The 26,546-nt window shown below is 72.3% G+C and carries 23 protein-coding genes and 1 pseudogene; 10 read left to right on the top strand and 14 right to left on the bottom strand.

What is annotated here, in order from left to right:
* Positions 1 to 65 precede the first annotated feature (65 nt).
* Positions 66 to 2,135 carry an AMP-binding protein gene (locus tag OG737_RS29635; protein ID WP_328929278.1) on the top strand — a complete coding sequence of 690 codons (2,070 nt, stop codon included), beginning with the start codon at positions 66 to 68 and terminating at the stop codon, positions 2,133 to 2,135.
* On the opposite strand, the gene OG737_RS29640 is transcribed toward OG737_RS29635, so the two are convergent.
* On the bottom strand, positions 2,106 to 3,914 hold the full coding sequence (locus OG737_RS29640; protein ID WP_328929279.1) for a GNAT family N-acetyltransferase: 1,809 nt from the start codon (positions 3,912 to 3,914) through the stop codon (positions 2,106 to 2,108). The two genes, OG737_RS29635 and OG737_RS29640, sit on opposite strands and share 30 nt — an antisense overlap.
* Positions 3,915 to 4,009: 95 nt before the next feature.
* Between OG737_RS29640 and OG737_RS29645 the strand changes: the two genes are divergently transcribed.
* Positions 4,010 to 4,432, top strand: coding sequence for a DUF350 domain-containing protein (locus OG737_RS29645; RefSeq protein ID WP_328929280.1), 423 nt, complete (start codon positions 4,010 to 4,012; stop codon positions 4,430 to 4,432).
* Between the two features lie 85 nt (positions 4,433 to 4,517).
* Here the strand turns inward: OG737_RS29645 and OG737_RS29650 are convergent, their stop codons facing one another.
* The 4 genes from OG737_RS29650 to OG737_RS29665 all read right to left on the bottom strand — a co-directional run bounded on the left by OG737_RS29650 (position 4,518) and on the right by OG737_RS29665 (position 8,939).
* The gene (locus tag OG737_RS29650; RefSeq protein WP_328929281.1) at positions 4,518 to 5,747 is read right to left on the bottom strand and encodes an acyltransferase; all 1,230 of its coding nucleotides are present in this window, start codon (positions 5,745 to 5,747) and stop codon (positions 4,518 to 4,520) included.
* On the bottom strand, positions 5,744 to 6,787 hold the full coding sequence (locus OG737_RS29655; RefSeq protein WP_328929282.1) for an alpha/beta hydrolase: 1,044 nt from the start codon (positions 6,785 to 6,787) through the stop codon (positions 5,744 to 5,746). The genes OG737_RS29650 and OG737_RS29655 overlap by 4 nt, the downstream gene beginning before the upstream one ends.
* Before the next feature lie 116 nt (positions 6,788 to 6,903).
* Entirely contained in the window at positions 6,904 to 7,584 is a 681-nt protein-coding gene (locus tag OG737_RS29660) for a response regulator transcription factor (RefSeq protein ID WP_328929283.1), read from the bottom strand.
* Positions 7,581 to 8,939, bottom strand: coding sequence for a sensor histidine kinase (locus tag OG737_RS29665; protein ID WP_328929284.1), 1,359 nt, complete (start codon positions 8,937 to 8,939; stop codon positions 7,581 to 7,583). Before OG737_RS29665 ends, OG737_RS29660 begins: the two co-directional genes overlap by 4 nt.
* 73 nt (positions 8,940 to 9,012) lie before the next feature.
* On the opposite strand from OG737_RS29665, the gene OG737_RS29670 reads away from it, so the two are divergent.
* A complete protein-coding gene (locus OG737_RS29670) occupies positions 9,013 to 9,960 on the top strand; it encodes an AEC family transporter (RefSeq protein WP_328929285.1) in 948 nt (315 codons plus the stop codon).
* A gap of 119 nt (positions 9,961 to 10,079) precedes the next feature.
* On the opposite strand, the pseudogene OG737_RS29675 reads toward OG737_RS29670, so the two are convergent.
* The 7 genes and pseudogenes from OG737_RS29675 to OG737_RS29705 form a co-directional block, all read right to left on the bottom strand.
* Positions 10,080 to 10,817, bottom strand: a pseudogene (locus tag OG737_RS29675) (DUF4118 domain-containing protein); the annotation flags it as partial.
* Between the two features lie 39 nt (positions 10,818 to 10,856).
* Positions 10,857 to 11,543, bottom strand: coding sequence for a response regulator (locus OG737_RS29680; RefSeq protein ID WP_328929286.1), 687 nt, complete (start codon positions 11,541 to 11,543; stop codon positions 10,857 to 10,859).
* A 95-nt stretch (positions 11,544 to 11,638) separates the two neighbouring features.
* Complete coding sequence (locus OG737_RS29685; RefSeq protein WP_328929287.1) at positions 11,639 to 12,316, bottom strand: potassium-transporting ATPase subunit C; 678 nt, start codon at positions 12,314 to 12,316, stop codon at positions 11,639 to 11,641.
* A gap of 3 nt (positions 12,317 to 12,319) precedes the next feature.
* The gene (gene kdpB / locus OG737_RS29690) at positions 12,320 to 14,458 is read right to left on the bottom strand and encodes a potassium-transporting ATPase subunit KdpB (protein ID WP_328929288.1); all 2,139 of its coding nucleotides are present in this window, start codon (positions 14,456 to 14,458) and stop codon (positions 12,320 to 12,322) included.
* Positions 14,455 to 16,119 (bottom strand): potassium-transporting ATPase subunit KdpA, encoded by a 1,665-nt coding sequence (gene kdpA / locus OG737_RS29695; protein ID WP_328929289.1) that lies wholly within the window; start codon positions 16,117 to 16,119, stop codon positions 14,455 to 14,457. The genes kdpB (OG737_RS29690) and kdpA overlap by 4 nt, the downstream gene beginning before the upstream one ends.
* Before the next feature lie 6 nt (positions 16,120 to 16,125).
* Positions 16,126 to 16,215 (bottom strand): K(+)-transporting ATPase subunit F, encoded by a 90-nt coding sequence (gene kdpF, locus OG737_RS29700; RefSeq protein WP_037807443.1) that lies wholly within the window; start codon positions 16,213 to 16,215, stop codon positions 16,126 to 16,128.
* A 251-nt stretch (positions 16,216 to 16,466) separates the two neighbouring features.
* Positions 16,467 to 16,613: a hypothetical protein gene (locus OG737_RS29705; protein WP_328929290.1), complete on the bottom strand. Its 147-nt coding sequence runs from the start codon at positions 16,611 to 16,613 to the stop codon at positions 16,467 to 16,469.
* Between the two features lie 56 nt (positions 16,614 to 16,669).
* Here OG737_RS29705 and OG737_RS29710 point away from each other — a divergent pair, with 56 nt between their 5' ends.
* The 7 genes from OG737_RS29710 to OG737_RS29740 all read left to right on the top strand — a co-directional run bounded on the left by OG737_RS29710 (position 16,670) and on the right by OG737_RS29740 (position 23,902).
* Positions 16,670 to 16,957: a hypothetical protein gene (locus tag OG737_RS29710; RefSeq protein ID WP_328929291.1), complete on the top strand. Its 288-nt coding sequence runs from the start codon at positions 16,670 to 16,672 to the stop codon at positions 16,955 to 16,957.
* Between the two features lie 301 nt (positions 16,958 to 17,258).
* Positions 17,259 to 19,409: a potassium-transporting ATPase subunit KdpB gene (gene kdpB / locus OG737_RS29715; protein WP_405676967.1), complete on the top strand. Its 2,151-nt coding sequence runs from the start codon at positions 17,259 to 17,261 to the stop codon at positions 19,407 to 19,409.
* Positions 19,410 to 19,631: 222 nt separating this feature from the next.
* On the top strand, positions 19,632 to 21,566 hold the full coding sequence (locus OG737_RS29720; protein ID WP_328929293.1) for an amino acid transporter: 1,935 nt from the start codon (positions 19,632 to 19,634) through the stop codon (positions 21,564 to 21,566).
* Between the two features lie 74 nt (positions 21,567 to 21,640).
* The gene (locus OG737_RS29725; RefSeq protein ID WP_328929294.1) at positions 21,641 to 21,814 is read left to right on the top strand and encodes a hypothetical protein; all 174 of its coding nucleotides are present in this window, start codon (positions 21,641 to 21,643) and stop codon (positions 21,812 to 21,814) included.
* 582 nt (positions 21,815 to 22,396) lie between these two features.
* Positions 22,397 to 22,600, top strand: a complete 204-nt coding sequence (locus OG737_RS29730) for a universal stress protein (protein ID WP_328929295.1) — start codon at positions 22,397 to 22,399, stop codon at positions 22,598 to 22,600.
* 166 nt (positions 22,601 to 22,766) lie between these two features.
* Positions 22,767 to 23,300 carry a hypothetical protein gene (locus OG737_RS29735; protein WP_328929296.1) on the top strand — a complete coding sequence of 178 codons (534 nt, stop codon included), beginning with the start codon at positions 22,767 to 22,769 and terminating at the stop codon, positions 23,298 to 23,300.
* Positions 23,301 to 23,500: 200 nt separating this feature from the next.
* A complete protein-coding gene (locus OG737_RS29740) occupies positions 23,501 to 23,902 on the top strand; it encodes a hypothetical protein (RefSeq protein ID WP_328929297.1) in 402 nt (133 codons plus the stop codon).
* Here the strand turns inward: OG737_RS29740 and OG737_RS29745 are convergent.
* On the bottom strand, positions 23,856 to 24,989 hold the full coding sequence (locus OG737_RS29745; RefSeq protein WP_328929298.1) for a serine protease: 1,134 nt from the start codon (positions 24,987 to 24,989) through the stop codon (positions 23,856 to 23,858). The genes OG737_RS29740 and OG737_RS29745 overlap by 47 nt on opposite strands.
* Positions 24,990 to 24,998: 9 nt before the next feature.
* Positions 24,999 to 26,510: an FAD-binding oxidoreductase gene (locus OG737_RS29750; protein ID WP_405922193.1), complete on the bottom strand. Its 1,512-nt coding sequence runs from the start codon at positions 26,508 to 26,510 to the stop codon at positions 24,999 to 25,001.
* Positions 26,511 to 26,546 lie beyond the last annotated feature (36 nt).

The following is a 26,546-nucleotide window of genomic DNA, read 5'->3' on the forward strand; positions in this document are numbered from 1 at the left end:
CCCGTTCGTACGGGGGATTTCCGCGACTCGCGGCCGCTGTCGGTGCCCGGTGTCATCATCGGTCCATGACGCAGGGATCCGAGTCCGTACGCTTCGGCAAGAGCACCACCGACACCGTCCTGCACCGCTTCGAACAGTGGGCCCGCGACACCCCGGGGGCCCGCGCCGTCACAGCCGGCTCGGAGAGCCTCACCTACGGGCAACTCGACACGCGGGCCAACCGGTTGGCGCACCACCTGCTCGCCTCCGGCCTGCCGCCCGGCGGCCTCGTAGCCATCGGCACCACCCGGCAGACCGAGCTGGTCGTCGGTATCCTCGCCGTCCTCAAAGCCGACGGTTCCTACGCCGTCGTCGACGCGCAGACGCCCCGCAACGGCCGCCGGCAGCTCGCCGCGCTCGCGCCCCTCGCACCCTTCGCGCTGCTCACCCACGCGCCGCACCGCGCCGCCCTCGACACCGGTACGGGCCTGCGCACGATCCGGACCGACGACGACACCGCCGCGATCGTCGCCCGGCCCGGCTACGCGCCCGATTCCGCCGGGGCGTTCGGCCGCGCCGCCGTCCTGTTCACGGCGAGCCCCGAGCAGCGCCCCGTGGCCGTCGGCCACGCCCTGCTGCTCGCCGCCCACGAGGGCTGGGCCGAGCTGGCACAGCTGACCCCGCAGGACCGGCACCTGATCACCGCCCCGCCGGACGTCACCGCTTTCGCCGCAGGCTGGACCCGTGCCCTGTGCTCGGGCGGCAGCCTCGTCCTCCCCGCGAAGGCTCCCTGGCAGGCCGAGGGAACGGAGCGGGCCCGTCGGGCCATTGCCGCCGAGCGGGTCCGCCAGGCGGTCGCGGCGGAGCGGGTCAGCGTGCTGCACACGGACCCGGCCGGTGCCTGCGCCCTGCTGATCGACGGCCGCAGGCCCGCCGCCGAAACCCGCAGGACCGGTCCTCCGGCGCTGAGGTCGCTGCGGCTGGCCACCGTCACCGGGGACCGCCTGCACCTCGACGAACTGGACGCCCTCAGCGGCCGGCTGCGTCCCGGCGTGCGGATCCTCAACGTCTACGGGCTCACCGAGACCGCCGGTGTGGGCACCTGCTTCGAACTCCCGCAACTGACCGCCCCCATCGACGCACCGGAGCTGCACTCGCTGCTCGGTACCCCGTTCGCGGGCTGCCAGGTCCACGTACTGGACGGGGAGATACACCTCACCCCGCCCGGCGGCGGCGACGCCGTGCCCACCGGGGACCTCGGACTGATCCGCCCCGACGGGCTGCTGGAGTACGAGGGCCGGGTCCGGCACAGGATCGCCGTCCCCGGAGGCTCCCTCGACCCGTATCCCGTCGAGGCAGCGATCCGTACCCACCCGGGGATCGGCGCGGCCGTCGTCACCGGCGTCGACAAGGACGGCGGCCGGCGGATCGTCGCCTACGTGTCCCCGCCGCCCGGCGATCCGGCCTGGGACGCGACCGCGCCGCTGCCCGAGATCTGGGGCCTGCGCAACCACCTGGCCGGCGTCGTCCTGAAGGACGAGATGCCGCACATCCTCGTCCGGCTCTGGGCCCTGCCGCGCGGCCGGGCCGGCCAGGAGGACCGGACGGCCCTGCCGCTGCCCACCCAGCCCCCCTCCGAGCGGCCCGCCGTGCACGGCAGCAAGTTCTCCCGGGCGGCGGGCAAGGGCGACCGGCGCGGCTCCAGCCTGGCCGTCGGCGGATGCCTGTCGGTCGTCCTGGCCCTCTTCACCCTGCTGCTGACCAACGTCCTGTGGCCCGGATCCACGGACCTCTCCGCCGTGCCCCAACCCTGGGCGTTCCTCTTCTTCGTCCTCTACCTGTTCGAATGCCTGTCCTTCGGCGTGGGCCTCGCCTTCCTCTTCACCGGGCACTGGATGATGCAGAGCCGGGAGCGACCCCGCTCCGACGGACTGCCCCGCATCGGTACCCGGGTCGCCCACATCGCCGCGAGCTACCTGCTGCTGGCCTGGTGGCCGCAGGACAACGCCTACCGGCTGGCGGCCAAACAGGAGTGGGCGCTCCAAGCCCTCCTCGTCTACACCTTCAACATCCCCCTGATGATCGCGGCCGTCATCGTGGCCCGCTACCTCACCCGGAAACCGGACTCACCCTTCGACTTCGAGGACAGGACCTGAGCCCGCCCGGCCGAACATCGCGCCGACGGCCTCCGCCTCGGACCGCACCAGCGCCTCGGCCGCGTCCAGCACCTCCCTGCTGCGCGCGGCCACCAGCACGCCCAGCCAGGGCGCCGGATCGAAGGCGCCCGTCGGGATCGCGGGGACGAACACCGCCCCGAGGTCCGCGCAGCCCCGGGCCAGGGCCGCGCACAGCTCGTCCAGCTGCGCCTCGGGCAGCCGCGCGCCCAGCTCCACCCGGTCGGCGATCCGTACGAGGTGACCCGCGCCCCGCAGCGCGTCGAGCCGGGCCGCCACCATGAAGGCGATCGACGGCCCGGTCAGCCGCAGGTTCGTCTCGGTCGGCGCGAGCCGCCCCGCGCCGTCGGTGACGAAGTCCACGTCGAACCAGCCCCGGTAGCCGGAGTCCGCCAACTCCCCGCCCACCGCCCGCCCGAAGGCCAGCAGCGGCTTCTCCGCCCACCCGGGCACCGCCCCGTGGCCCACCGTCGCCCCCCGGTAGCAGCCGGCCCGCACGTCCATGAGTGCCGCGCCGGCCTCGTGCAGCCTGCCCTCGGCGTCGACGAAACCGTCGTACGTGAGGTCGCGCGGGGCGTCGTCCTCCTCGGGACCGGCCGGGGCGCCGACGAACGCCTCCACCAGCAGCGGCCCGCGCGGCAGCCGCCGCAGGGCGGCGCGGGCCCCGCCCGCCGCCCGGACCTCGCCCGGGGTGAGCACCGTGGTGCCCGAACCCCCGACACCGTGCTCCGATTTCAAAACAGTGCTCTCGCCCGCCTTGGCCCGGGCCGCGACGAGGCGGACCGCCGCCCGCCGCGAGCCCGCCCGCCACTGCGCGGGCAGCACGATCCCGGGATGCCCGCCGTCCGCCAGGATCCGGGCGAACAGCTCGTGCGCCGCGGACTTCGACTCGTACCGCAGCTCCCCCTCCCGCCACGGCCGGTCCGCCAGCATCCCGAACGACCGCGTCCGCCCCCACGGCACGAGGGGCAGCCCGGCCCCGGTCAGCATCTCGGCCAGCGCCGGCCGGGCCCGTACGGCGTCCGACAGGCCCGGTCCCCGCTCCACCAGGCCGTCGTACACCTCCACCCCCGTCCAGCCCAGCTGCCGGCAGACCAGCTCGGTCCAGCCCCGCGGCACGGCCCGGGGCAGCACCAGCGCCGCCGGGTCCGGACTGTAGAAGGCGGCCAGGCAGGCGTAGTCGTGCGCGGCCCGCTGCTCCCGGTCCAAGGAGGCGTCGGCGAACTGCGCGTTGAACTCCGCGACGTTGCCCACGTGCACGGCCCGTCCGCCCCCGGTCCACGCCCGCGCCCAGTCGGCGAGCGGGACCGGGGACACCTCGAACCGCACCAGCCCCTCGGGGCCGCCCGGCGCGCCCACCGCCTGCACCGCCTCCACCGCTCCCATCGCCCGGTAGAACCCGGCCGCGTGCGGATCGGCGTCGATCACCAGGGCGCGCACCCCCAGCTCCACGGCCCGGCGCAGCGCGTCCTGGTACAGCAGCCGCCCCACGCCCCGGCCGATGGCCGACGGTTCCACGAAGAGCAGCCCCAGCGAGGCGCGCGGGGCGGGCCCGTCCAGGGACGCGAGCCCGAGCACCGTCCCCCGCTCGTCCTCGGCCACCACGATCCGGCGGGCCGTCACGTCGAGGGGCCGGATCCGCAGGTCCGGCGCGCAGGAGGCGAGGAACTCCGGCCCGTACCCCCAGTGCGCCTTGGAGCGCATCACCAGCTGCGTCAAGGACTCCGCCTCGGCCGGCCGCGCGGCTCTGACCTTTACCATTTCCTGGTCTCCCCATGGTCTGCGCCAAGGCCGTGAGATAGATTCGGCCTCCCCACGGCCCATCCTTTCCCACCCACGCGGAGACAGGCTTCTCAATGAGCGACATCATCAACGGACTTGGCCGCACCAGCGCCTTCGGCGCCCTCGGCCTGGTGCTGCTGATCCTCGGCATCGTCCTCGTGGACGTGCTGACGCCCGGGAAGCTTCCGAAGCAGATCTGGGAGGAGCGCAACCGCAATGCCGCCCTCCTGCTCAGTTCCGCGCTGCTCGGCATCGGCGGCATCGTCTTCACCTCGATCTGGACCACCTACGACGACTTCGGCAAGGGCCTGCTGTCCACCGCGGCCTTCGGGGTGCTCGGCCTGGTCCTGATGGCGGTGGCCTTCCTGGTGCTCGACCTGGTGACCCCGGGCAAGCTCGGCGCGATCGTCGTCGACCCGGAGCCCCACCCGGCGGTCTGGGTCACCGCCTCCTGCAACCTCGCCGTGGCCGCGATCGTGGCGGCCTCGATCGCCTGACGCCCGGACAGGGCGTGGCGTAGCACCCCTGGATGACGAGCGCGCCGCTCCCCGGTGGGAGCGGCGCTCTCGTCGTACTCCGGTGCTACGCCAGGCCCAGCGCGAACACCGCGAACCCCGCCGCCAGCAGTCCCGCCACCGTCCGGCGCACCGCCGTGGCCTTCCGCCCCTCCACCGGCGGACCCTCGAACCGCCGCGCGTACCGGGCGATGCCCACCAGCAGCGCCGCGAACACCGGAATCCACGCCAGCCGCGCCGCGATCCAGCCCAGACTGTCCGGCGCCGTCGTCAGCCCCGCCAGCTCCCCCACGAACGAACCGGGAACGGCCGCGGCCAGCATGGCCGTCTGGTGCCAGCACAGGATCGTCATCGCGCACAGGTTGATCACGACCACCGGCGCCCACAGGGCCGGCCGGGCCAGCAGCCGCGCCAGCCGGTCGCGCAGCAGGATCGCCGCGCCCGACTGGGCCGCCGCCAGGGCCAGTACGAGCAGCGACGGCGGGTGGGAGTTGGTCCGCTCCGCACCCGGCACCCCCACCATCGACGCCGGGTAGTGGAAGACCGCCAGCAGCGCCGCGAACAGCACCGTCCCGCCGGCCAGCAACAGCCAGGCCCCGCGCCGCCCGATCCGCCCCTCGCCCCAGCTCACGCCCAGCTGGTACGCGAACAGCCACCCCGGCAGGATGTTGATCAGGGACAGCCAGGACGGCACCGAGTCGGCGAGCGGTCCGTAGCGCAGGAAGTCCACGACGGCGACGGACACGAGCAGCGGAGCCGCCGCCCAGCCCCCGAGGCGGCGCGCCGCCCGCACGCAGTACGGGGTCAGCGCGGTGACCACCACGTACACCCCGACGAACCACAGCGGCTGGATCACCAGCGTCGCCCCGGTCCGCAGCGTCGCCTCCGGCACTCCGGCCGCGTAGAGCACGGGCGCCGCCAGCGCCCACACCGCCGTCACTCCCAGCACGGGCCGCCCCAGCCGCACGACGCGGCCCTTCAGCCACGCGCCCGTCGACCCCTTGTGGCGCCGGAAGGAGAGCACCGAGGCGTACCCGCCGACGAGGAAGAAGATGCCGAGCATCTGGAGCACCCAGCTCGCCGGGGCCAGCCCGCCGAAGGCCGACAGCGGGCTGGCGTTGTGCAGGCCGCCGTCGGGGTCGAGGGCGAACCCGCCGAGCAGCCAGTGCCCGGTCGGCACGGCCAGCAGTGCCAGGGCGCGCAGCCCGTCGACCGCCCGGTCGCGATGGGCGGGCGTCTGCCGCTCGATCCGGTCGGCCGCGCCCTTGAGCAGCGTGAGCGTACGGGGCGTCGTCATCGGAACTCTCCGTTCGCGATCGCGGCGAAGGCCGCCAGGGACTGGGTGCCGGGCGCGAAGTAGCCGGTGTGGCCCTGCACGTCGGCGGCGGGCACGCGGCGGGCGCCGAAGCCCGCGGAGGTGGGGTCGGCGCCGTGGCCGATCCCGGCGAACTCGACGTTCGGCACGTCGGCGATCCAGTCGGAGGGACCCCGGGCCGCCCACACCCGGGCACCGGTGCGCAGACCGGCAGCGGTGGCGGCGCGCATGCCGGGGGAGCCGAAGGCCACGACGTCGACGGCGTCCGTGTGCCGCGCCGCCAGCCCGCAGACCACCGAGCCGTAGCTGTGGCAGAACAGCACCGGATCGGGCGCGCCGACGGCGTCGAGGCCCGAGGTGAACCGGGCCAGGCGGACCGCCCCGGCCTCGGCCAGCCGGCCGTCGGCCACGTCGAGGCCGACCCCGACCGGGGTGGTGTAACCGGTCCAGGAGATCACCGCGGTGGAGCCGCCGGCTACGGCGCGCAGCGCCCGGGCCATCCCGGCCGGACCGGTGGCCGGTTTGCGCCGGGCGTCGTGGTTGGCGGCGTCGTTGTCCGAGCCGGGCACGATCACGGAGACGTGCGCCGCGTGCTCCAGGTCTCCGAACACCTCGGCGACCTGGCCCCGGCCGCGCGGGTCGAAGGCAAGGATCTGCCGGTCCGGCGCGCCGAGCGAGGCGTAGCGGGCCTCACCCGTGGCGGCGACGGCGATCCGGTTGGCCTCGTACCGCAGGGGGAGCGGCGCCCCGTCCAGGTTGCCCACGACCAGCGGGTGGGCCCCTGCGAGTTCCCGCCGCGCGGCCTCGTCCAGCCCGGCGAAGAACCGGGCCACCTCGCGCGGCGTCGCGCTCGCGGGATCGGGCAGCGCACGGCCGGACACCGCGTCGGCCCGCCAGGCGGCGGTGCCGGGCGGCGGCCCGGTGACCGCCCGCTGGCTGTCGCCGGAGGCCCATCCCGCGGTCCCCCCGACGACGGCCACCGCCAGCGCGGCCGTGACCATCGTCCTTCCGAAGCGGCGCATGCCCCTTCTCCTCTCCTCGTGACGAGGAGGAAGGTAGGAAGGAGGTGCCCGCGCGGACGTCCGACCGTGGAGCCAAGTCGGATGTCATACCCCGGTAGGGGGTGGAGGAGAGGGGGTCAGCCGGCGTCGCCCGGGCGCACCAGGCCCGCCTCGTAGGCGAAGATCACCGCCTGGGCCCTGTCCCGCAGGTCGAGCTTGCCGAGCACCCGCCCGATGTGCGTCTTGACCGTCTGCTCCGCCAGCACCAGATGGCCGGCGATCTCCTGGTTCGACAGCCCGCGCGCGATGAGCTCCAGTACCTCGGTCTCACGCGGGGTGAGCCCGTTCAGCCGCAGCGCCGGGTCCTTGCGCGGCGCCGGCCGCTGCTGGACGAAGTCCGCGATCAGCCGCCGGGTCACCGAGGGCGCCAGCAGGGCCTCGCCCGACGCGACGACCCGTACCGCCGCGATCAGATCGGCCGGCGGGGCGTCCTTCAGCAGGAACCCGGAGGCGCCCGCGCGCAGCGCCTCGTACACGTAGTCGTCGATGTCGAAGGTGGTCAGCATCAGCACCCTCGGCCGGTGCACCACTCCGGGCGGGGGGTCGAGGATCTCGCGGGCCGCCGTGAGCCCGTCCATCTCCGGCATCCGCACGTCCATCAGCACCACGTCGGGATGCGTGGTGCGGGACACCTGGACGCCCTGCCGCCCGTCGGGAGCCTCACCGACCACATCGATGTCGGCCTGCGCCGACAGCAGCGCGGCGAACCCCGCCCGCACCATGGCCTGGTCGTCGACGATGATCACGCGGATGGTCAACTCGGATCCTCGCTGCTGGAGTTCAGGGGCAGACGGGCGGCGACCCGGAAGCCGCCGTCGGGCAGCGGACCGGTGTCCAGCGTCCCGCCGGTCAACCGTACGCGCTCCCGCATCCCCACCAGACCGTGCCCCGTGCCCGAACTCTCCAGCACCACCACGGCGTCCCGGGCCGGACCGTTGACCACGAGCACGAGCACCTCGTCCTCGTCGACGGTCACCGACACCCGGGTCCGCGCCCCGGGCGCGTGCCGCACCACATTGGCGAGCGCTTCCTGCACGATCCGGTACGCCGACAGGTCCACGGCCGGCGGCGCCGCCCCGGCCGCTCCGGCCGCCAGGGACAACTCCACCGGCTGGCCGGCCCGTACGGTCGCCTCCACCAGCTGCTGCAGCCGGTCGATCCCCGGCTGCGGGGCCCGCTCGCCGTCCGCGCCGCCGCCCGCGCCGTCCCCGCGCAGGACGGTCAGCAGCCGCCGCATCTCGCCCAGCGACTCGCGCGCGCCGGCCGCGATCGCGGCGAACTCCTCCCGTACCGGCTCCGCCATGCCCGGCAGCCGGTACGGCGCGGAGTCGGCCTGGACGGTGATGACCGACATGTGGTGGGCCACCACGTCGTGCAACTCCCTGGCGATCCGGGCCCGTTCCTCCAGCAGCGTCCGCCGGGCCCGCTCCGCCTCGCTGATGCTCTCCTGCTCGGCGATGCGCTGCTGCGCGTCGCCCAGCCCGCGCACCGCGCCCGTCAGCGCCAGCATCACCCCGCCGAGCACGAAGAGCAGCGCCGCGGTGTTCATGGTGTCCGCCGGCTGGAAGAAGCCGAGCACGGCCCCGACCCCGCCGGTCACCAGCCACACCCCGACCAGGGTCCGGATGGACTCGCGCAGCCCCAGGCAGGCCATCAGCACCAGGTAGCCGACGATGGCCATCGGTGTCCACGGCCAGGCGTGCCCGGCCACCTTGTCGGCGTGGATCAGCAGCACCCCGCCGATCGTGTCCGCTGCCAGGACCACGGCCCAGGCGTGCAGCGGGCGGGTCACGGCGAGCATCAGCGGTACGGTCTGCGCCACTCCCAGCGCGCCCGCCCAGCCGCCGCCCAGCGCGTAGTCGTTGGTCAGCACCGCGATGGTCACCGGCAGCAGCGTCACCACGAACACGCCGACGACGGCGAACGGCAGCACCCGCTGCCAGGCCTTGGGCGCCTGTGCGAACAAGGGCTGCGCCGCGCGCGCGGGCGTGCGCATCACCACGGCGAGCTGCGCCAGCGCGCCGGGCACCCGGGCACCGGCGGACGGCTCGGCGGTGCGTTCGCGGGTCCGGCGGGGCAGGCGGGGCAGGCGGGTGCGGGCTCTGTCGCTCATGATCGGTCCAGCCTATGTGCCGCGCGCCGTGGAGGTAGGCTGCATCCCGGTCGATCTGGGGGAGCCGGTACACATGGGTGGGGCAGCCGCACTGGAGAAGCTCGTGCCGGTGCTGCTGGCCTTCGGCGGCGGGGTGCTGCTCGCCCGCCGCAAGGTCGTCCCGGCCGAGGCCTCGAAGGCCTTCTCCGACTACGCCTTCCTCTTCGCCGTGCCCTGCTACCTGTTCGGCAACATCTACGCCGGTGATCTCGCGGCCCTCTTCGACTGGCAGGCGATCGGCGGCTACGCCGGTGCGGCGGCCCTCGCCGTGGCCGTGGTCGCGGCGGCGGCCGTGGCCCACGGGATCCGGGAGCCCCGCGCGGTCGCTCTGCGCGTGATGGCCGGGGTCCAGGTGAACACCGCCTACTTCGCCGTCCCCGTCTTCATCACCGTGTTCGGGACGGCGGCCCCGATCTTCCCGATCCTGCTGTTCCAGGTGTGCGTCCTGTCCCTGGTCGTCATCTCCCTGATGGAACTGGGCCGTGCGGGACCCGAGGCGGGCGGTCCCGGCCGGCGCCTTGCCCGCGCGGTCGGTGCCTCGCTGGCCACGCCGCTGGTCCTCGCCTGCAACGCGGCCATCGTGCTCAACCTGCTGTCGGTGCACATCCCCACGGTGGTCCTGGACGGCGCCGCCTTCGTGGGGGACAGCGCCTCCCCGGTGGCCCTGTTCGCCCTCGGCCTCCACCTCGGCGGCCTCGGCCTGGACGTGCGGGGCACCACGCGCGAGGAGATGGCCCTCATCGCCTTCAAGTGCCTGGCCTTCCCGCTGCTCACCTGGGCGGTGTGCGGGGCGGTGTTCGGGATCCGGGGCGAGTGGCTCGCGTACCTCGTCGTGATCGCCGCGATGCCGACCCCGCAGAACCTGTTCATCTTTGCCCAGCGCTACGACGTCGGCGTCGCGCTCTCCGCGTCCGTCGTGATCAAGAGTTCGGTCGTTTCCCTCCTGTTGCTGCCGGTGTGGCTGCAGACTGTTGCCTCCTGAACACATCTCGACCCGCCGCGGTGGCCTCGCGGGGCGTGCGGATGACGGTGACCTGCGTCCTCACGGCGGGCCGGAGACGCCGAAGCGGGGGTCGGGCACGGGGCTCTGCGGGGTGTGGGCGGGCGGCTCACCGGATGGCTGCCGACGGCCGCGGCCGTGGTCCAGGCGTCGACCTCGCTGGCGCGCTCCAGCAGGGCCGCGGAATCCATGGAGAAGGTCTCGCGGAGCCGTTCCAGCAGGGCGTCGAGGGAGTCCTCTCCGCGCAGGACGCTGCCGGCGAGGAAGGAGAGGATCTCGGACTCGGCCCGGAGCCGGGCGGCCTGGTGGGTGCGGCGGGCCGCGAGGTCGACCACGGACGCCACCGAGACCGCCACCCCCACGAAGATCGCGATGGCCACGATGTTCTTCGGGTCGGCGATGGTCAGCTGGTAGAGCGGTGGCGTGAAGAAGTAGTTCAGGAGCAGCGATCCGAAGGCCGCCGACGCGAGCGCCGACAGCAGCCCGCCCAGCAGGGCGGCCGCGACCGTGCACGTCAGGAACAGCAGCATGTCGTTCGCCAGCCCGAGTTCGGGGACGACCTGGCTGAGCAGCAGGGTCAGCAGGGCCGGGCCGGCGATGCCCGTCACCCAGCCCCAGATGATCCGGGACCGCCCCAGCCGCGCCCTGCGGGCGATCGGCAGGCCGCGGCCCTTGGCCGCGGCGTCGTGGGTGACGATGTGGACGTCCAGGTCCGGCCCGGACTCGCGCGCGACGGTCGCGCTGACCCCGGGTCCGAACACGTACTGCCAGGAGCGCCTGCGGCTCACACCCAGGACGATCTGGGTGGCGTTCACCCCCCCCGGGGCGAACTCCAGCACGTCCGCGTCCCATGATTGCGACTCTGTTCCTGTTCCTGTTCAGGGTTCGAAGCGGTAGCCCATGCCCGGTTCCGTGATCAGGTACCGGGGGTGGGAGGGGTTCGCCTCGAGCTTCCGCCGGAGCTGGGCCATGTAGACGCGCAGGTAGTTGGTGTTCTCACCGTAGGTCGGGCCCCAGACCTCGAGCAGCAGCCGGCTCTGGGAGACCAGGTGACCCGGGTGGGTGACGAGGATCTCCAGCAGGTGCCACTCGGTCGGGGTGAGCCGTACGGCGCGGTCGCCGCGCTGGACCTTCTTGGCGAGCAGGTCGATGGTGAACCCGTCCGTCGTGACCAGCGTGACCTCGCCGGTCCGCTGCTCCGGATCCGCCTGGCGCCGGGTGGCCGCCCGGAGCCGGGCCAGGAGCTCGTCCATGCTGAAGGGCTTGGTGACGTAGTCGTCGGCGCCGGCGTCCAGCGCCCGGATCTTGTCCTCCGAGGTGTGCCGGGCGGACAGGACCAGGATCGGGACCCGGCTCCACCCGCGCACCCCCTTGATGACGTCGATGCCGTCCATGTCGGGCAGCCCGAGGTCGAGGACGATGACGTCGGGCTTGCGGGCCGCGGCGAGCCGCAGGGCCGAGCCGCCGTCGGGAGCCTCCTCGACGTCGAACTTCCGCGCCTGGAGATTGATCTTGAGCGCGCGGACGAGCTGGGGATCGTCCTCCACCACCAGCACCCGGGGCATCGGTGTGCAGCCTTCCTTCGTCGTGAGCGGAGCGGTGAGGAGCCGGCGGGGTGCGAACGGTGCGCACCCAGCCGGCTCCCGGTTCGGGCGAACCGTCAGTTCCCGGTCAGTGCCTTGAGCGCGGTGTTGAGCTCCAGGACGTTGACGCGGGGCTCGCCCATGAAGCCGAGGGTGCGGCCCTCGGTGTGGTCGGCGACGAGCTTCTCGACCCGCTCGAGGTCCAGGCCGTTCTTCTCGGCGACCCGGTGGACCTGCAGTTCGGCGTACGCGGGCGAGATCTGCGGGTCCAGGCCGGAACCGGAGGAGGTGACGGCGTCGGCCGGCACGTCCTCGGGCCTGACCTTGTAGGTCGCCGTGGAGTTGTCGGCGACCACGGCCTCCTTGGTGTCCGTGACCAGCTTGACAAGGTCCGGGTTGTCGCCGGCCTTGTTGGTGGCGCCGGAGAGGATGAGGGAGTACTGGGTGTTGACGCTGTTGGTGCCGAGGCCGCCCGAGAGCCGGGGCTGGAACCACTTCAGGTCCGGCTTCGCCGCCTCCTCCGGGTCGTCCGGGTCCTGCTTGGGCAGGTTGTAGGTCTGCCCGATGAGGGAGGAGCCGACGACGTTGCCGCTCTTGTCCTTGATCTCGGAGCCGTTGGCCTTGTCGTGGAACAGGGCTTGGGCGATCCCGGTGACGGCGAGCGGGTAGAGCACGCCGCACACGATCGTCAGGACGAGCAGGGCCCTCAGACCCGCACCGATCAGACGTGCTGTGTTGCCTACGGAGTTGTTCATGGCTCAGCCGATTCCGGGGATGAGGGAGATGAGGAGGTCAATGATCTTGATGCCGATGAACGGGGCGACGAGGCCGCCGAGTCCGTAGATGCCGAGGTTGCGGCGGAGCATCTTGTCGGCGCTGGTCGGCTTGTACTGCACGCCCTTGAGGGCGAGCGGGACGAGCGCGATGATGATCAGCGCGTTGAAGATGACGGCGGACAGGATCGCGGACTCGGGGGAGGCCAGGCCCATGACGTTGAGCTTGTCGAGGCCCGGGTAGACCACGGCGAACATGGCCGGGATGATCGCGAAGTACTTCGCGACGTCGTTGGCGATGGAGAAGGTGGTCAGCGCGCCCCGGGTGATCAGCAGCTGCTTGCCGATCTCGACGATCTCGATGAGCTTGGTGGGGTTGGAGTCCAGGTCCACCATGTTCCCGGCCTCCTTGGCGGCCGAGGTACCGGTGTTCATCGCGACGCCGACGTCGGCCTGGGCGAGTGCGGGCGCGTCGTTCGTGCCGTCGCCGGTCATGGCGACGAGCTTGCCGCCCGCCTGTTCCCGCTTGATGAGGGCCATCTTGTCCTCGGGCGTGGCCTCGGCGAGGAAGTCGTCCACACCGGCTTCTTCCGCGATGGCCTTGGCGGTCAGCGGGTTGTCGCCGGTGATCATGACGGTCTTGATGCCCATGCGGCGCAGCTCGTCGAACCGCTCCCGCATGCCCTCCTTGACGACGTCCTTGAGGTGGATGACACCCAGGACCCGGGCGCCCTTCTCGTCGTCGACGGCGACGAGCAGCGGGGTGCCGCCGGCCTGCGAGATCGTGTCGGTGAGCGTCTGCGCGTCGTCCGCGACGTCGCCACCGCGCTCGTTCACCCACGCGATGACCGACCCGGTCGCACCCTTGCGGACCAAGCGGCCGTCGACGTCCACACCCGACATGCGGGTCTGGGCGGTGAAGACGATCCATTCGGCGTGGGCGAGCTCGCCCTGGTGGCGTTCGCGCAGTCCGTACTTCTCCTTGGCCAGGACCACGATCGAGCGGCCCTCGGGGGTCTCGTCCGCGAGCGAGGACAGCTGAGCGGCGTCGGCCAGTTCGGCGTCGGTGACGCCCTTGACGGGTACGAACTCGGAGGCCTGCCGGTTGCCGAGGGTGATGGTGCCGGTCTTGTCGAGCAGCAGTGTGGACACGTCGCCGGCGGCCTCGACCGCGCGGCCGGACATGGCCAGGACGTTGCGCTGGACGAGCCGGTCCATGCCGGCGATGCCGATGGCCGAGAGCAGCGCGCCGATGGTCGTCGGGATCAGGCAGACCAGCAGCGCGGTGAGGACGATCATCGACTGCTTGGCGCCGGCGTAGATCGCGAAGGGCTGGAGGGTGACGACGGCGAGCAGGAAGACGATGGTGAGGGACGCGAGCAGGATGTTGAGCGCGATCTCGTTCGGAGTCTTCTGCCGGGCGGCGCCCTCGACCAGGTTGATCATCCGGTCGATGAAGGTTTCGCCGGGCTTGGTGGTGATCTTGATGACGATCCGGTCGGAGAGGACCTTCGTCCCGCCGGTGACGGCGCTGCGGTCGCCGCCGGACTCCCGGATCACGGGCGCGGACTCGCCGGTGATGGCGGACTCGTCGACCGAGGCCACGCCCTCGACGACGTCGCCGTCGCCGGGGATGGTGTCTCCGGCCTCGCAGACCACCAGGTCGCCGATGCGCAGATCGGTGCCGGGGACCTGTTCCTCGCCTGTGCCGTCCTTGGTCAGGCGGCGGGCGACGGTGTCGGTCTTGGCCTTGCGCAGGGTGTCGGCCTGGGCCTTGCCGCGGCCCTCGGCCACGGCCTCGGCGAGGTTGGCGAAGATCGTGGTCAGCCACAGCCAGGCGGTGATGGCCCAGCCGAACCAGTCCGTCGGGTCCTTCAGCGCCAGCACGGTGGTGACCACCGAGCCGATCAGGACCACGAACATCACCGGTGACTTGACCATCACGCGGGGGTCGAGCTTGCGCACGGCGTCCGGGAAGGACTTCAGCAGCTGCTTGGGGTCGAACAGCCCCCCGCCGACGTGGCGGCCGTCCGGCTTGTGGCCGGTGGGTACGTCCTGGTGCGGAGCGCGGGTCGGAGTCACGGTCGACATGACGTCCTCTTGATTCCTGGTGTCGGAGGTCATGACGCCAGCCCTTCGGCGAGCGGACCCAGCGCGAGCGCCGGGAAGTAGGTCAGACCCGTGATGATGATGATCGTGCCGACGAGCAGGCCGGCGTAGAGGGGCTTGTCGGTGCGCAGGGTTCCCGCCGTCTCCGGTACGGGCTTCTGCTCGGCGAGCGATCCGGCCAGCGCGAGGACGAACACCATCGGGAGGAACCGGCCGAGCAGCATCGCGATGCCGATGGTGCTGTTGAACCACTGCGTGTCGGCGTTCAGGCCCGCGAAGGCGGAGCCGTTGTTGTTGGCGCCCGAGGTGTAGGCGTAGAGGATCTCCGAGAAGCCGTGCGCTCCCGGGTTGGCCATGGAGGTGACCGGGGTGGGCAGGGCCATCGCCGCGGCGGTGAAGCACAGCACCAGCGCCGGGGTGATGAGGATGTAGCAGGCGGCGAGCTTGATCTCGCGGGTGCCGATCTTCTTGCCCAGGTATTCCGGGGTGCGGCCGACCATCAGACCCGCGATGAACACGGCGATGATCGCCATGACCAGCATGCCGTACAGACCGGAGCCCACACCGCCGGGCGCGATCTCGCCCAGCTGCATGCCCAGCATCGCGATACCACCGCCGAAGCCGGTGTAGGAGGAGTGGAAGGAGTTGACCGCGCCGGTGGAGGTGAGCGTGGTCGCCACGGCGAAGATGGACGAGCCGCCGACGCCGAAGCGGGTCTCCTTGCCCTCCATCGCCCCGCCCGCGATGTCGAACGCGGGACCGTGGTGGGCGAATTCGGTCCACATCATCAGCGCGGTGAACCCGAGCCAGATGACGGCCATCGTCGCCAGGATCGCGTAGCCCTGCTTGACCGAGCCGACCATCTTGCCGAACGTGCGGGTGAGCGCGAACGGGATGACGAGGATGAGGAAGATCTCGAAGAGGTTGGAGAAGGGGGTGGGGTTCTCGAAGGGGTGGGCGGAGTTGGCGTTGAAGTAGCCGCCGCCGTTCGTACCCAGTTCCTTGATGGCCTCCTGCGAGGCGACCGCACCGCCGTTCCACTGCTGCGTGCCGCCCAGGAACTGTCCGACCTCGTGGATCCCGGCGAAGTTCTGGATCGCGCCGCAGGCGACCAGGACGATCGCGCCGATCACGGAGATCGGCAGCAGGATCCGGACGGTGCCGCGCACCAGGTCCGACCAGAAGTTGCCGAGCTCACCGGTACGGGAGCGTGCGAAGCCCCGTACGAGGGCCACCGCGACGGCCATGCCGACCGCGGCCGAGACGAAGTTCTGCACGGCGAGGCCGCCGGTCTGTACGACGTGGCCCATGGCCTGCTCGCCGTAGTACGACTGCCAGTTCGTGTTCGCGACGAAGGACGCGGCGGTGTTGAAGGCCTGGTCCGGGTCGATCGACTGGAAGCCGAGCGAGCCGGGCAGGCTGCCCTGCAGGCGCTGCAGCAGGTAGAGGAACAGGACGCTCACGGCCGAGAAGGCCAGGACGCCGCGGAGGTAGGCGGGCCAGCGCATCTCGGCGTTCGGGTTGGCACCGATGGCCTTGTAGATCCACTTCTCCGGCCTGTAGTGCTTCTCGGAGGAGTAGACCCGGGCCATGTAGTCGCCGAGCGGACGGTACGCCAGCGCGAGCGCGGCGATCAGCGCGAGCAGCTGGAGCACACCAGCGATCTGGGGACTCATGTCAGCTCAGAACCTCTCCGGGTACACAAGGGCGAGGACGAGGTAACCCAGCAGGGAGACGGCCACGGCGAGGCCGACGATGTTCTCGACGGTCACAGCTTGGCCACCCCTCGGGCGATGAGAGCCACCAGCGCGAAGACCGCGACCGTGGTGACGACGAAGGCCAGATCGGCCATCGTGAGCTCCTGATGAAGTGATGAAATGGAATCGGCCGGTGTGGCCGAGACCGAGCAAACCGCGCGTCGCCCCCCGCGTTAAGAGGCTTTGATGACCTCCATACGGGCACACGGGAACCTTTAACGCCCCCCATACGCGGACCGCCGCCGACCTCCCGTGAAGTGCGGCTTTCATGCCTTCCGGGCCAGTCCGGCGGTGTCCAGGGCCGCGCCGGCCTGGGCGGCGAGGGCGACGGCGACCAGGCGGGCCTCCTCCGGGGGCAGGGGACCCGGAACCGGGTCGAGGAGGAACGGGCCGTAGTAGTGCCCGCCACCCACGACGCGGAGTTCGGTCTCGCCGTCGGGCCAGGCGTCGTAGTCGACGATCCGGCCCCGTGGCGGAGCCAGACCCCGGCGCCGTGTTCCAGACGGGGGCGGTGCCCGATCAGGCTGCCGTACTCGAAGCGGCAGCCGCGCAGGCCCAGCAGGCCGACGAGTTCCCTGCGCACGTGCTCGACCACGGCCTCGGGCGAGCCGCCGTCCTCGGCCAGGCGGGCGGCCGCCTGGAGGCGGGCCAGGTGCCCGGCGTCGGTGACGACCACGGCCTGGAGCCGTCGGACCCGGACGGCGAGTTGGGAGACGATCAGGCCGAAATGCGGTACGCCGGGACACCGATGCGGTGATCTGCCGACTGCGGTTCCGCATCACTGCCGACGCCCGCTGACGTGCTCTTGACGGCCGTTTGGCGCGTCCCGTGCGCCGTCGTCAAGATGCCGCCAATTCCCCTCCCCGTACGACCGGTTGACCCAGAATCGGCAGTAGGTTCCTGCCTGTCGCGCTGCCGGAGGCCCCGATTTCGCATACGACGGCCGAGGGGGTCCCATGTGCGGGGCCGCCGGCAGCGCTCCTTCAATCCCGTGCCCCTGCCCGCCGTCGTGCGGGCAGGGGCCGCCCTGTCGAATCCGCTCCTCAGAAGGTCATCCGATGTCTTCCGCTGCCACGCGGCACGTTCCCCCGGGTCTCGGGAATCCTCCGCAGCCCCCGGTCACCCGGCCGCCCCGCAGGCGCCCCGGACCGGCGAACATGCTGGAGCCCGGCCAGCTCGCTGCCTCGGCCCGGGAGGCCGCCGCCAAGCTGCACCCGCGCGAACTGGTCGGGAAGCCGGTGCTGTTCGTCGTCGCCGTGGGATCCGTACTCACGACGCTGTCCGCGCTCATCCACCCGTCGGTGTTCACCTGGGTGATCAGCGTCTGGCTGTGGCTGACCGTACTCTTCGCCAACTTCGCGGAGGCCGTCGCCGAGGGCCGCGGCCGTGCCCAGGCCGCCTCGCTGCGCAAGGCCCGGACCGACACGGTCGCGGTCCGCCTGAAGCACTGGACGTACGGGACGAACCTGCGTACCGCGGAGACCGAGGTGGTCACGCCGGCCGAACTCCAGCCGCTCGACTTCGTGCTCGTCGAGGCCGGGGAGCTGGTCCCGGCGGACGGTGACGTCGTCGACGGTGCGGCGATGGTCGACGAGTCGGCCGTCACCGGCGAATCCGGCCCGGTCCTGCGGGAGTCGGGTGGCGACCGGTCGGGCGTCACCGGCGGTACGACCGTCCTGTCGGACTCGGTCGTCGTACGGGTCACTTCCCGTCCCGGCGAAAGTTTCATCGACCGGATGATCGCCCTGGTCGAGGGCGCCTCCCGGCAGAAGACCCCGAACGAGATCGCGCTGAACATCCTGCTGGCCGCGCTCACGGTCATCTTCATCCTGGTCGTCGTCAGCCTGGAGCCGATGGCGGGCTACGCGAAGGCCGCCCAGTCGACCACCACTCTGGTGGCCCTGCTGGTCACCCTGATCCCCACCACCATCGGCGCCCTGCTCTCCGCCATCGGCATCGCCGGCATGGACCGGCTCGTCCAGCGCAACGTGCTCGCCATGAGCGGCCGCGCGGTGGAGGCAGCCGGAGATGTGAACACCCTCCTCCTCGACAAGACCGGCACCATCACCCACGGCAACAGGGAGGCAACTGCCTTCATCCCCCTGCCGGGAGTCGACCACAGCACGCTGGCGGACGCCGCCCAGCTCTCCTCCCTGGCCGACGAGACGCCCGAGGGCCGGTCGGTCGTCGAGCTCGCCGCCCGGTACGGCCTCACCCCGCCGGCCGAACACGAGCTGGCCAACCCCCGCTTCACGGAGTTCAGCGCCCGCACCCGGATGAGCGGGATCAACCTGAGCTGGGACAACGGCGTCGGCCTCGCCATCCGCAAGGGAGCGGCGGCCCAGGTGATGGACTGGGTGGCGATGCGCGGCGGAACCGTGCAGGCGGAAGCCGCCAGCTGGTCCGCGCAGGTCTCGCAGTCCGGTGGCACCCCGCTGCTGGTCGCCGTCCACGACTGGGACGGGCCGCGGGTCCTCGGGATCATCCACCTCAAGGACGTGGTCAAGGACGGCATCCGGGAGCGGTTCGCGGAGCTGCGCGCCATGGGGATCCGTACGGTCATGGTGACCGGGGACAACGAGCTGACCGCCCGGGCGATCGCCGCCGAGGCCGGCGTCGACGAGTACCTGGCGGAAGCCACCCCCGAGGACAAGATGGCCCTCATCAAGCGGGAGCAGGCGGGCGGCAAGCTGGTCGCGATGACCGGCGACGGCACGAATGACGCCCCCGCTCTGGCCCAGGCCGATGTCGGCGTGGCCATGAACACGGGTACGTCGGCCGCCAAGGAGGCCGGGAACATGGTGGACCTGGACTCCAACACCACCAAGCTCATCGAGATCGTCGAGATCGGCAAGCAGCTCCTCATCACCCGAGGCGCGCTGACGACCTTCTCGATCACCAACGACGTCGCGAAGTACTTCGCGATCATCCCGGCCATGTTCACCGCCGCCTACCCGGGCCTGGAGGCGCTGAACATCATGGGCCTGCACAGCCCCCGGTCCGCGATCACCTCGGCGATCATCTTCAACGCGCTGATCATCATCGCGCTCATCCCACTGGCCCTGCGCGGCGTCCGCTACCGGCCCGCCTCAGCCCACGACCTGCTGCGCCGCAACCTCGCCGTCTACGGCCTGGGCGGGCTCGTCCTGCCGTTCGTCGGGATCAAGCTCATCGACCTCCTCGTCTCCCACATCCCCGGCATCGGATGAGTTCCGTCAGAGGCTCGTCGAACGTCCGGTGGCCTCGGTGCAGGCCGCCCCCGCCGCCACCGGGAGTACGTCCACTACGCCACCGGAAGGAAAGGCGTTAAGGGCGCGTCAGGATTTCGTCAGATGAGGATATGGACGTATTGGCTGTGTTCTCGCTGCGTACGCTGGCCCAGCCGTCGACGACGATGGCCGAATCCATGCCGTACGACAGGAGCGCCCACGATGGCCACCCCTGCCCGCTCCTCGCGCCTGCGCGCGTGGCTGCTGGAAGGTTTGACCGACCGCCGCCACAAGCAGCAGCAGCACCCCGAGACCGCGCACGAGGGCAAGACCTGGTGGCGGGTGATGTGCCTGACCGGCCTCGACTACTTCTCCACCCTCGGCTACCAGCCGGGCATCGCGGCGCTCGCGGCCGGTCTGCTCTCACCTGTGGCGACGATCGTGCTGGTGCTGCTGACGCTGTTCGGCGCGCTGCCCGTCTACCGGCGTGTGGCGGAGGAGAGCCCGCACGGCGAGGGCTCGATCGCGATGCTGGAGCGGCTGCTGTCGTTCTGGAAGGGCAAGCTGTTCGTCCTGACCCTGCTGGGCTTCGCGGCGACCGACTTCCTGATCACGATCACGCTGTCGGCGGCCGACGCGACCGCTCACATGGTGGAGAACCCGCATCTGACCAGCACGCTGAACGGCCACCAGGTACTGATCACCCTGATCCTGATCGCCCTGCTCGGCGGGGTGTTCCTCAAGGGGTTCAGCGAGGCCATCGGCGTGGCGGTGGTCCTGGTCTTCTCCTACCTCGCGCTCAACGTGGTCGTCATCGGGAACGGCCTGTGGCAGGTCGCGAGTGAGCCGCAGGTCATCGGCGACTGGAAGCAGGCGCTGATCGCCGAGCACGGCAACCCGTTGATGATGATCGCCATCGCGCTGGTGGTCTTTCCCAAGCTGGCGCTCGGCCTGTCCGGGTTCGAGACGGGCGTCGCGGTGATGCCGCACGTCCAGGGCTCCCCGGACGAGACGGACGAGAAGCCCGCCGGCCGGATCCGGGACACGAAGAAGCTGCTGACGACCGCGGCCGTAATCATGAGCGTCTTCCTGATCACGAGCAGCTTCGTCACCACGCTGCTGATCCCGCCCGCCGCGTTCCAGCCGGGCGGCGAGGCCAACGGCCGCGCCCTCGCCTACCTGGCCCACGAGAACCTGGGCTCCGCGTTCGGCACGGTCTACGACGTCTCGACCATCCTGATCCTGTGGTTCGCGGGCGCCTCCGCGATGGCCGGCCTGCTCAACCTGATGCCGCGCTACCTGCCCCGCTACGGCATGGCCCCGCACTGGGCCCGCGCCCTGCGCCCGATGGTCATCGTGTTCACCCTCATCGCGTTCCTCGTCACCTGGATCTTCGACGCCGACGTCGACGCCCAGGGCGGCGCGTACGCCACCGGTGTCCTCGTCCTGATCACCTCGGCCGCCGTCGCCGTGACCATCGCCGCCCGCCGGGCCGGGGAGCGCGGCTGGACCATCGGCTTCGGCGTCATCTCCGCGGTCTTCGTCTACACCACCGCCGTCAACGTCGCCGAGCGCCCCGACGGCGTGAAGATCGGCGCCTGCTTCATCGCCGGCATCATGGCCCTCTCGCTGCTCTCCCGCCTCGCCCGCGTCTTCGAGCTGCGCGTGACCCATGTGGAGCTCGACGACATGGCCCAGCGCTTCATCCGCGACACCGCCAACCGGACGATCCGCTTCATCGCCAACGAGCCCGACAGCCGGGACCTCGAGGAGTACCGGCAGAAGAAGGCCCAGATCCGCGAGGACAACGACATCCCGTCCGAGGACGACGTCATGTTCGTCGAGGTGACCGTCCTGGACGCGTCCGAGTTCGAATCCGGGCTGTGGGTACGGGGCGAGGTGCTGCACGACCGCTACCGCGTCCTCACCCTTGAGTCCTCGTCCATCCCCAACGCGCTGGCCGCGCTGATGCTCTACGTACGGGACGAGACCGGCCAGCGCCCCCACATCTACTTCGAGTGGACCGAGGGAAACCCGATGGCCAACTTCCTGCGCTTCTTCCTCTTCGGCCAGGGCGAGGTCGCTCCCGTCACCCGCGAGGTGATCCGCGAGGCCGAACCGGACCGGGCCCGCCGCCCGCACGTGCACGCCGGCTGACCGTTCCGTTCGGGAAACGCAAGAAATCCCGCCGGTCCCTCGCTATGGCGGGGCACCGGCGGGATTCTTCTACGGTGACCGCTACCTGGGGCCCCGACCGTGCCGTTCGCCGAACCATGCTGGCCCTCGGCGCGGCCGGCCTGGCCCTCATCGCCGTCGGCGCGATCCTCGACGCGCTCTGGCTGCTGGGCATCGGCGCCTGGGCGGTCATCGGCGCGATGCTGATCGAGCTCGTCTACCGTCCGTAGCCACGGTCGCTGCGCGCCGATGTCGCGCCGGCGCAAGGCCTTCCAGGGTTTCGCGGCGGACAAGGAGCCGGACAGCGCCGTCGTGGACCGCGCCGCGCACCAGCGCCCTTGTGGCCTGCCCCTGACGGGACCTTGACGACGACCGGCGGTGGGAGGCGTCAACAACGCGTCAGAATCGCGGGCGGCAGCGTCAGAAGCCCGTCAGCGAACCGGCCTCATGGCTCATCTCTGCCGTTGGATGAGTCACCCGAACGGAGCGGAGGGAGGAACGCGTGCCGAAGGTGGTCGTCGGTGTCGGCGAAAGCCTGGGCAGCCTGGCGGCACTGCACCGGGCAGCCGCAGAGGCCCGGCTGCGGCGGGTGGAGCTGTGCGCCGTGCTGGCGTGGCAGGCTCCAGGCGGTGGGTTGGTAAGCCGGAACACGTTCGGAGGCCCGGGCCCGGTCCTGACACTGTGCCGGTCGGCCGCCGTGGAGCGGCTGCGCGAGGTACTCGACAGCGCGTTCGGAGCCGAGTGCCCGGGAGTTGCCCTCGCGGCCTTCACGGTGCGGGGCACGGCGGGCGCGGCACTCGTCGACGCCGCCCGTGACCCGGACGACCTGCTCGTGGTGGGGGGGCTCGCGAGGACCGCTGCGCCGCCTGGTCCGCCCCCCGGTCGCCCGTTACGTCCTCGCGCACGCTGCCTGCCCCGTCCTGACCGTGCCCCCGTCCCCGCTCCAGGCCGCATACGACGTGGCCCATCGCCGCAACTCCTGGCGGCTGCCGCTCGACGTGCGAGAACTCGCGTGACGCGGCGATCGATGCCGCGGGGCCGCTTCGGTTCCGCCAGAAGGGCGTAGGCGTCCCGTCAGGATCCGCAGAACGGCCCGCCTGCGCCTTTAGCGTCCTGCACATGGAATACGGATCCGGCGGTTCGGGACCACGACGCGCGCGGGGCGGCACGGAGCCTCGTGCGGTGCCGACTGCCTCCGGCACCATCGCCGTACACGACGCCCACTGGGCCGGTGAGCGCCGTACGGCGATCCTCGCGGCCGGGCTCCTCGTCTCGGCGCTGCTGATCGTCGACGGGGCCGCCGGCTCGGCCACCTGGCCTCGGGCCGCCCTGTGGACCGGCCTCGGCCTGCTGCTCTTCGTCGTCCTGCGCCCGCCCCTGGTACGGGTTTCGCCCGGCCGCCTGACCGTCCGCACGCTGTTCGCCGAGCGCACCGTACACACCGACGCCCTGCTCTCGGTCCACTGGTCCGACGGGGTGGCCCAGCGCGTGATCCTCCGCGACACCGAAGGCCGGCATGTGGAGATCGACCCGGGCGTTCTGGTCCGCAACCCCGCCCTGTGGCACCGCTTCGACGCCGACGCCCGGACGTCGTTGCGGCACGACACGCTGCGGTCCGGGGCGAGCGCCCTGCGACAACTGGCTGAGCGCATCGACCGGGAGGCGGCCCGATCCGTGTTCAAGGTCTCCGGTCTGAGCACCGTGGCCGGCCGGTGAGCGCGCGCCTTCGGCCTGCCCGAGCGTTCGCGGTCCCCCTGCGCCCGGGCAGCCCCGATGGACTCCTGCTCCGGCGCCCTCAGCTGTGAGCAGGTATGTGCAGGGCGAAGTGGCGGAACACGCCTTACTTCCCCGAGGCCACTTAGGCCTCCGGAGGCATCCGCTCGTACCCCCGGGCGGGATCGGCTCGTTGACCAGGTATGGAACTGCCGACCATCGCGGTGCCGGGCGTCGGGGAACGGGCCGACGCCGTGGCCGATGCCGCCTGCCACCTCTACGACACCGTCGCACCCTGGGGGATCCTCCCGGCGGTGGCGGGGGGCGGCTGGAGCCGGACCGCCGCCGAGGACGCCGCCGAGGCCATCGAGACCACCGCGCACGCCCTCGCGTACGTCGACCCGGGCGCCGAGCTCGTGCTGGCGCCCGTCCACGCCGCCCTCGCCGAACTGCGCCGACGGCTCGGCCTCGCGCCCGCCGACCCGCTGACCGCTGCCGGGCTCCCGGCGACCCCGCGCACCGTCGGCAACCCGCGCCGGACCCGCCGGGTCCGGGCGCTCACCCCGCCTTCGCCCCGGCAACCGCCTTCTCGTACAACTTCCTGATGTCCGCGCCGAAGTAGGAGCTGTAGGAGGTGTCGGCGGTGTCCCCGCCGGTCTTCCAGCCGCCGATGACCCCGACCACGTCACCGGTTCCGGTCCGCGTGTCGTACCGGTTCAGGAAGGGGCCGCCGCTGGTTCCGCCGGGATAGCCCGTGCAGTCGATCCGCAGGAACGATCCGGGGATCCGGGCGTCGGTACTGGTGAACTTCGTCGTGCGGTTGACGCACAGGCGCGGGCGGGCGGCGGAGGCCGGGTACCCGATCAGGGTGACCTGCGCGTGCGCGTAACCGGCGCCGGTGACCAGGCGGTTCCCGCCGACCACGTCCTGCACCGGGAACCCGTGGGAGTCCGGCCCCACCTGCGCGAAGGCCACGTCGAGCGTGGCCGCGCGGTCGGGGCCCTGGGACCGGTAGCGCGGGTCGATCCAGATCTTGGAGTGCCCGCCCGCGTCCCGCAGGACCGGGAAGATCCCGTACGGCTGCGGGTTCGCGCGCGTGTACAGCGGTACGAACGCCACCTGCCGGGTGTCGGAGCCGAGCAGGCAGTGCGCCGCGCTGAGCACCAGGTTGCGCCCGGGGGAGGCGACCACGCTCGCGGTGCAGAAGTAGGCCCCGCCGTCCTTGACCGCGAACATCCGCCCGACGACCGGGACGCCGCCGAAGTCCTGGCCGATCCCGGGACCCGCGGGGGCGGGGCGCGCGGGAACCGGTCTCACGATCGCGGCCGGAGCGGGTGTCGGCGTCGGGGTCGGCGTCGGAGCGGGCGTCGGAGTGGGGGTGGCGACCGGAGCGGGGGCCGACGGGGTCCCGGCCGGGGTCAGGGACAAGATCTCCGAAGGGACCGCGGAGGACACAGGCTGTTCCCCCGCCACCGGGGACGGGGACGGGCTCGCCGCCGGCGGCGCGGGCTCCACCGGGGGCAGCGGAAGGGCCGAGGCCATCCGCTCGGCGGTCCAGAAGGACTGGGCCTCCCGGGCGGACCAGCGGCCCACGGCCGCCTGCGCGGCGCCGCCCGCCTCGGCGACGGGCAGCGGCCCGGCCGCCAGCAACAGGGCGGCCGCCGCGGCGGCGAGGGTCAACGTACGTCGCATGCGGGACTCCTAGAGGGCCTGGGGGAAGCGGAAGAGGCGGTCGGGGTCGTAGGTACGGCGGACCTGTTCCAGCCGGGCGAGGTTCGGTCCGTAGTAGGCCTCGCGCCAGCCGTCGAGCTTCGGGTCGGTGTAGTTCTGGTACGCCCGGCCGCTCGCCCAGGGCCGCAGGTCCTGCCAGAGACCGTCGAGCCAGCCCTGGTGCCGGGCGACCTCGGCGGCCGTCGCGGACTCGGGCCAGTAGGCGAGGTACTGGGCGAGGAAGGCGCTGTCACGGTGGACGAACGCGGTGGCGGCGGCCGCGACCCGGTTCACGGCGCCACCGCAGACCCCGTCGAACTGCACCACCCCGAGGCCGCCGCGCGGAACCGCGGATCCGTAGCGCCGGACGGCGGCCAGCACGGCGCCGACCGCCGCGTCGGGCAGCCCGGCGCCCGTCCAGAAGTCGGAGCGCGCCGCGTACGAATCCCGGCCCAGCCGCCCCCGCGGGTCCCGGCCGGGCAGCGTGCCCGGCAGCCGGCACTGCTCCGCGGTCCGCTCCAGACAGCCCGACATGGCCCGTACGGTGTCCCCGTAGCTCCGTACGACCGTCCAGCTGTCCGACGCCGGCCGGCCGACCAGGTCCGAGAGCCGGGTCAACTGCCCTTCCAGCTCGGCGCGCCCGTCGAGGCACACGACCCGGACCGCCGGGGGTGGCGCGGTGGTACCTGATTCGACCGTGAACTCCACCTGGCTCCAGAACGGGTCCGAGAGCCCGGCCAGCCAGCGCTGCCAGCCGCGCAGCACCGCCGCCGAGTCGGCGGCGGCCCAGTGGAGTTCGGCGAAGGCGCAGTCGCCCACCGGGTGGGTGCGGAAGCGGAATTCGGTGACCACCCCGAAGTTGCCGCCCCCGCCGCCCCGCAAGGCCCAGAACAGCTCGGCGTCCCGGTCGGCGGAGACCTCGCGGACGGCGCCGTCGGGGGTGACCACGCGGGCCCCGGTGAGCCGGTCGGCGGTGGTGCCGTGGGCCCGCGCGGCCAGCCCCAGACCGCCGCCGAGGGCGAGTCCGGCGATGCCGACGGAAGGGCACAGTCCGGTCGGGACGGCGAGCCCGCGTGCGGCGAGGGCGGAGTTCACGTCCCCGAGCCGGGCTCCCGCTCCGATCCGTACGCCGTCCCCGTCGGCGGCCACCGCAGCCATGGCTCCGGCGTCGACCACCAGCCCGCCCGCGCGCGTCGACCACCCGGCGTAGCCGTGCCCGCCGCCCCGCGCGACCACCGGCACGGCGGAGCGCCGGGCGAAGTCCAGACAGACGGCCACGTCGCCGGCGTGCGCGGGATAGGCCACCGCGCCCGGAGCCACGGCGTCGTACCGCGGCTGGAACAACTGCCGCGCCTCGGCGTAGTCCCGGTCGCCCGGGAGCACCACCCGCCCGTCGATCCCGCGGGCGAGCGCGCCGTAGTCCGGACCGCGGACGGTCGCCGCGACGGAGGCGAGGACGGCCGCGGCCACGCTGCCCAGGACCCGGCGCCGGTGGAGGCTCATGCCTCCTTCCTCCCACCGCCCGCGCCGATCGCCGTG

The organism is Streptomyces sp. NBC_00122 (assembly GCF_045160845.1).
In the GTDB taxonomy this organism is placed as follows: domain Bacteria; phylum Actinomycetota; class Actinomycetes; order Streptomycetales; family Streptomycetaceae; genus Streptomyces.

Excerpts from the sequence above, each read along its gene's own strand:
- OG737_RS29670 (WP_328929285.1), top strand. The coding sequence starts at position 9,013 with ATGGGTGGGGCAGCCGCACTGGAGAAGCTCGTGCCGGTGCTGCTGGCC.
- OG737_RS29680 (WP_328929286.1), bottom strand. The coding sequence starts at position 11,543 with ATGCCCCGGGTGCTGGTGGTGGAGGACGATCCCCAGCTCGTCCGCGCG.
- kdpB (WP_328929288.1), bottom strand. The coding sequence starts at position 14,458 with ATGACCTCCGACACCAGGAATCAAGAGGACGTCATGTCGACCGTGACT.
- OG737_RS29750 (WP_405922193.1), bottom strand. The coding sequence starts at position 26,510 with ATGAGCCTCCACCGGCGCCGGGTCCTGGGCAGCGTGGCCGCGGCCGTC.
- OG737_RS29650 (WP_328929281.1), bottom strand. The coding sequence starts at position 5,747 with ATGACGACGCCCCGTACGCTCACGCTGCTCAAGGGCGCGGCCGACCGG.
- OG737_RS29655 (WP_328929282.1), bottom strand. The coding sequence starts at position 6,787 with ATGCGCCGCTTCGGAAGGACGATGGTCACGGCCGCGCTGGCGGTGGCC.
- OG737_RS29640 (WP_328929279.1), bottom strand. The coding sequence starts at position 3,914 with ATGGTAAAGGTCAGAGCCGCGCGGCCGGCCGAGGCGGAGTCCTTGACG.
- OG737_RS29685 (WP_328929287.1), bottom strand. The coding sequence starts at position 12,316 with ATGAACAACTCCGTAGGCAACACAGCACGTCTGATCGGTGCGGGTCTG.
- kdpB (WP_405676967.1), top strand. The coding sequence starts at position 17,259 with ATGTCTTCCGCTGCCACGCGGCACGTTCCCCCGGGTCTCGGGAATCCT.
- OG737_RS29645 (WP_328929280.1), top strand. The coding sequence starts at position 4,010 with ATGAGCGACATCATCAACGGACTTGGCCGCACCAGCGCCTTCGGCGCC.
- OG737_RS29720 (WP_328929293.1), top strand. The coding sequence starts at position 19,632 with ATGGCCACCCCTGCCCGCTCCTCGCGCCTGCGCGCGTGGCTGCTGGAA.
- OG737_RS29745 (WP_328929298.1), bottom strand. The coding sequence starts at position 24,989 with ATGCGACGTACGTTGACCCTCGCCGCCGCGGCGGCCGCCCTGTTGCTG.
- OG737_RS29740 (WP_328929297.1), top strand. The coding sequence starts at position 23,501 with ATGGAACTGCCGACCATCGCGGTGCCGGGCGTCGGGGAACGGGCCGAC.
- kdpA (WP_328929289.1), bottom strand. The coding sequence starts at position 16,119 with ATGAGTCCCCAGATCGCTGGTGTGCTCCAGCTGCTCGCGCTGATCGCC.
- OG737_RS29635 (WP_328929278.1), top strand. The coding sequence starts at position 66 with ATGACGCAGGGATCCGAGTCCGTACGCTTCGGCAAGAGCACCACCGAC.
- OG737_RS29665 (WP_328929284.1), bottom strand. The coding sequence starts at position 8,939 with ATGAGCGACAGAGCCCGCACCCGCCTGCCCCGCCTGCCCCGCCGGACC.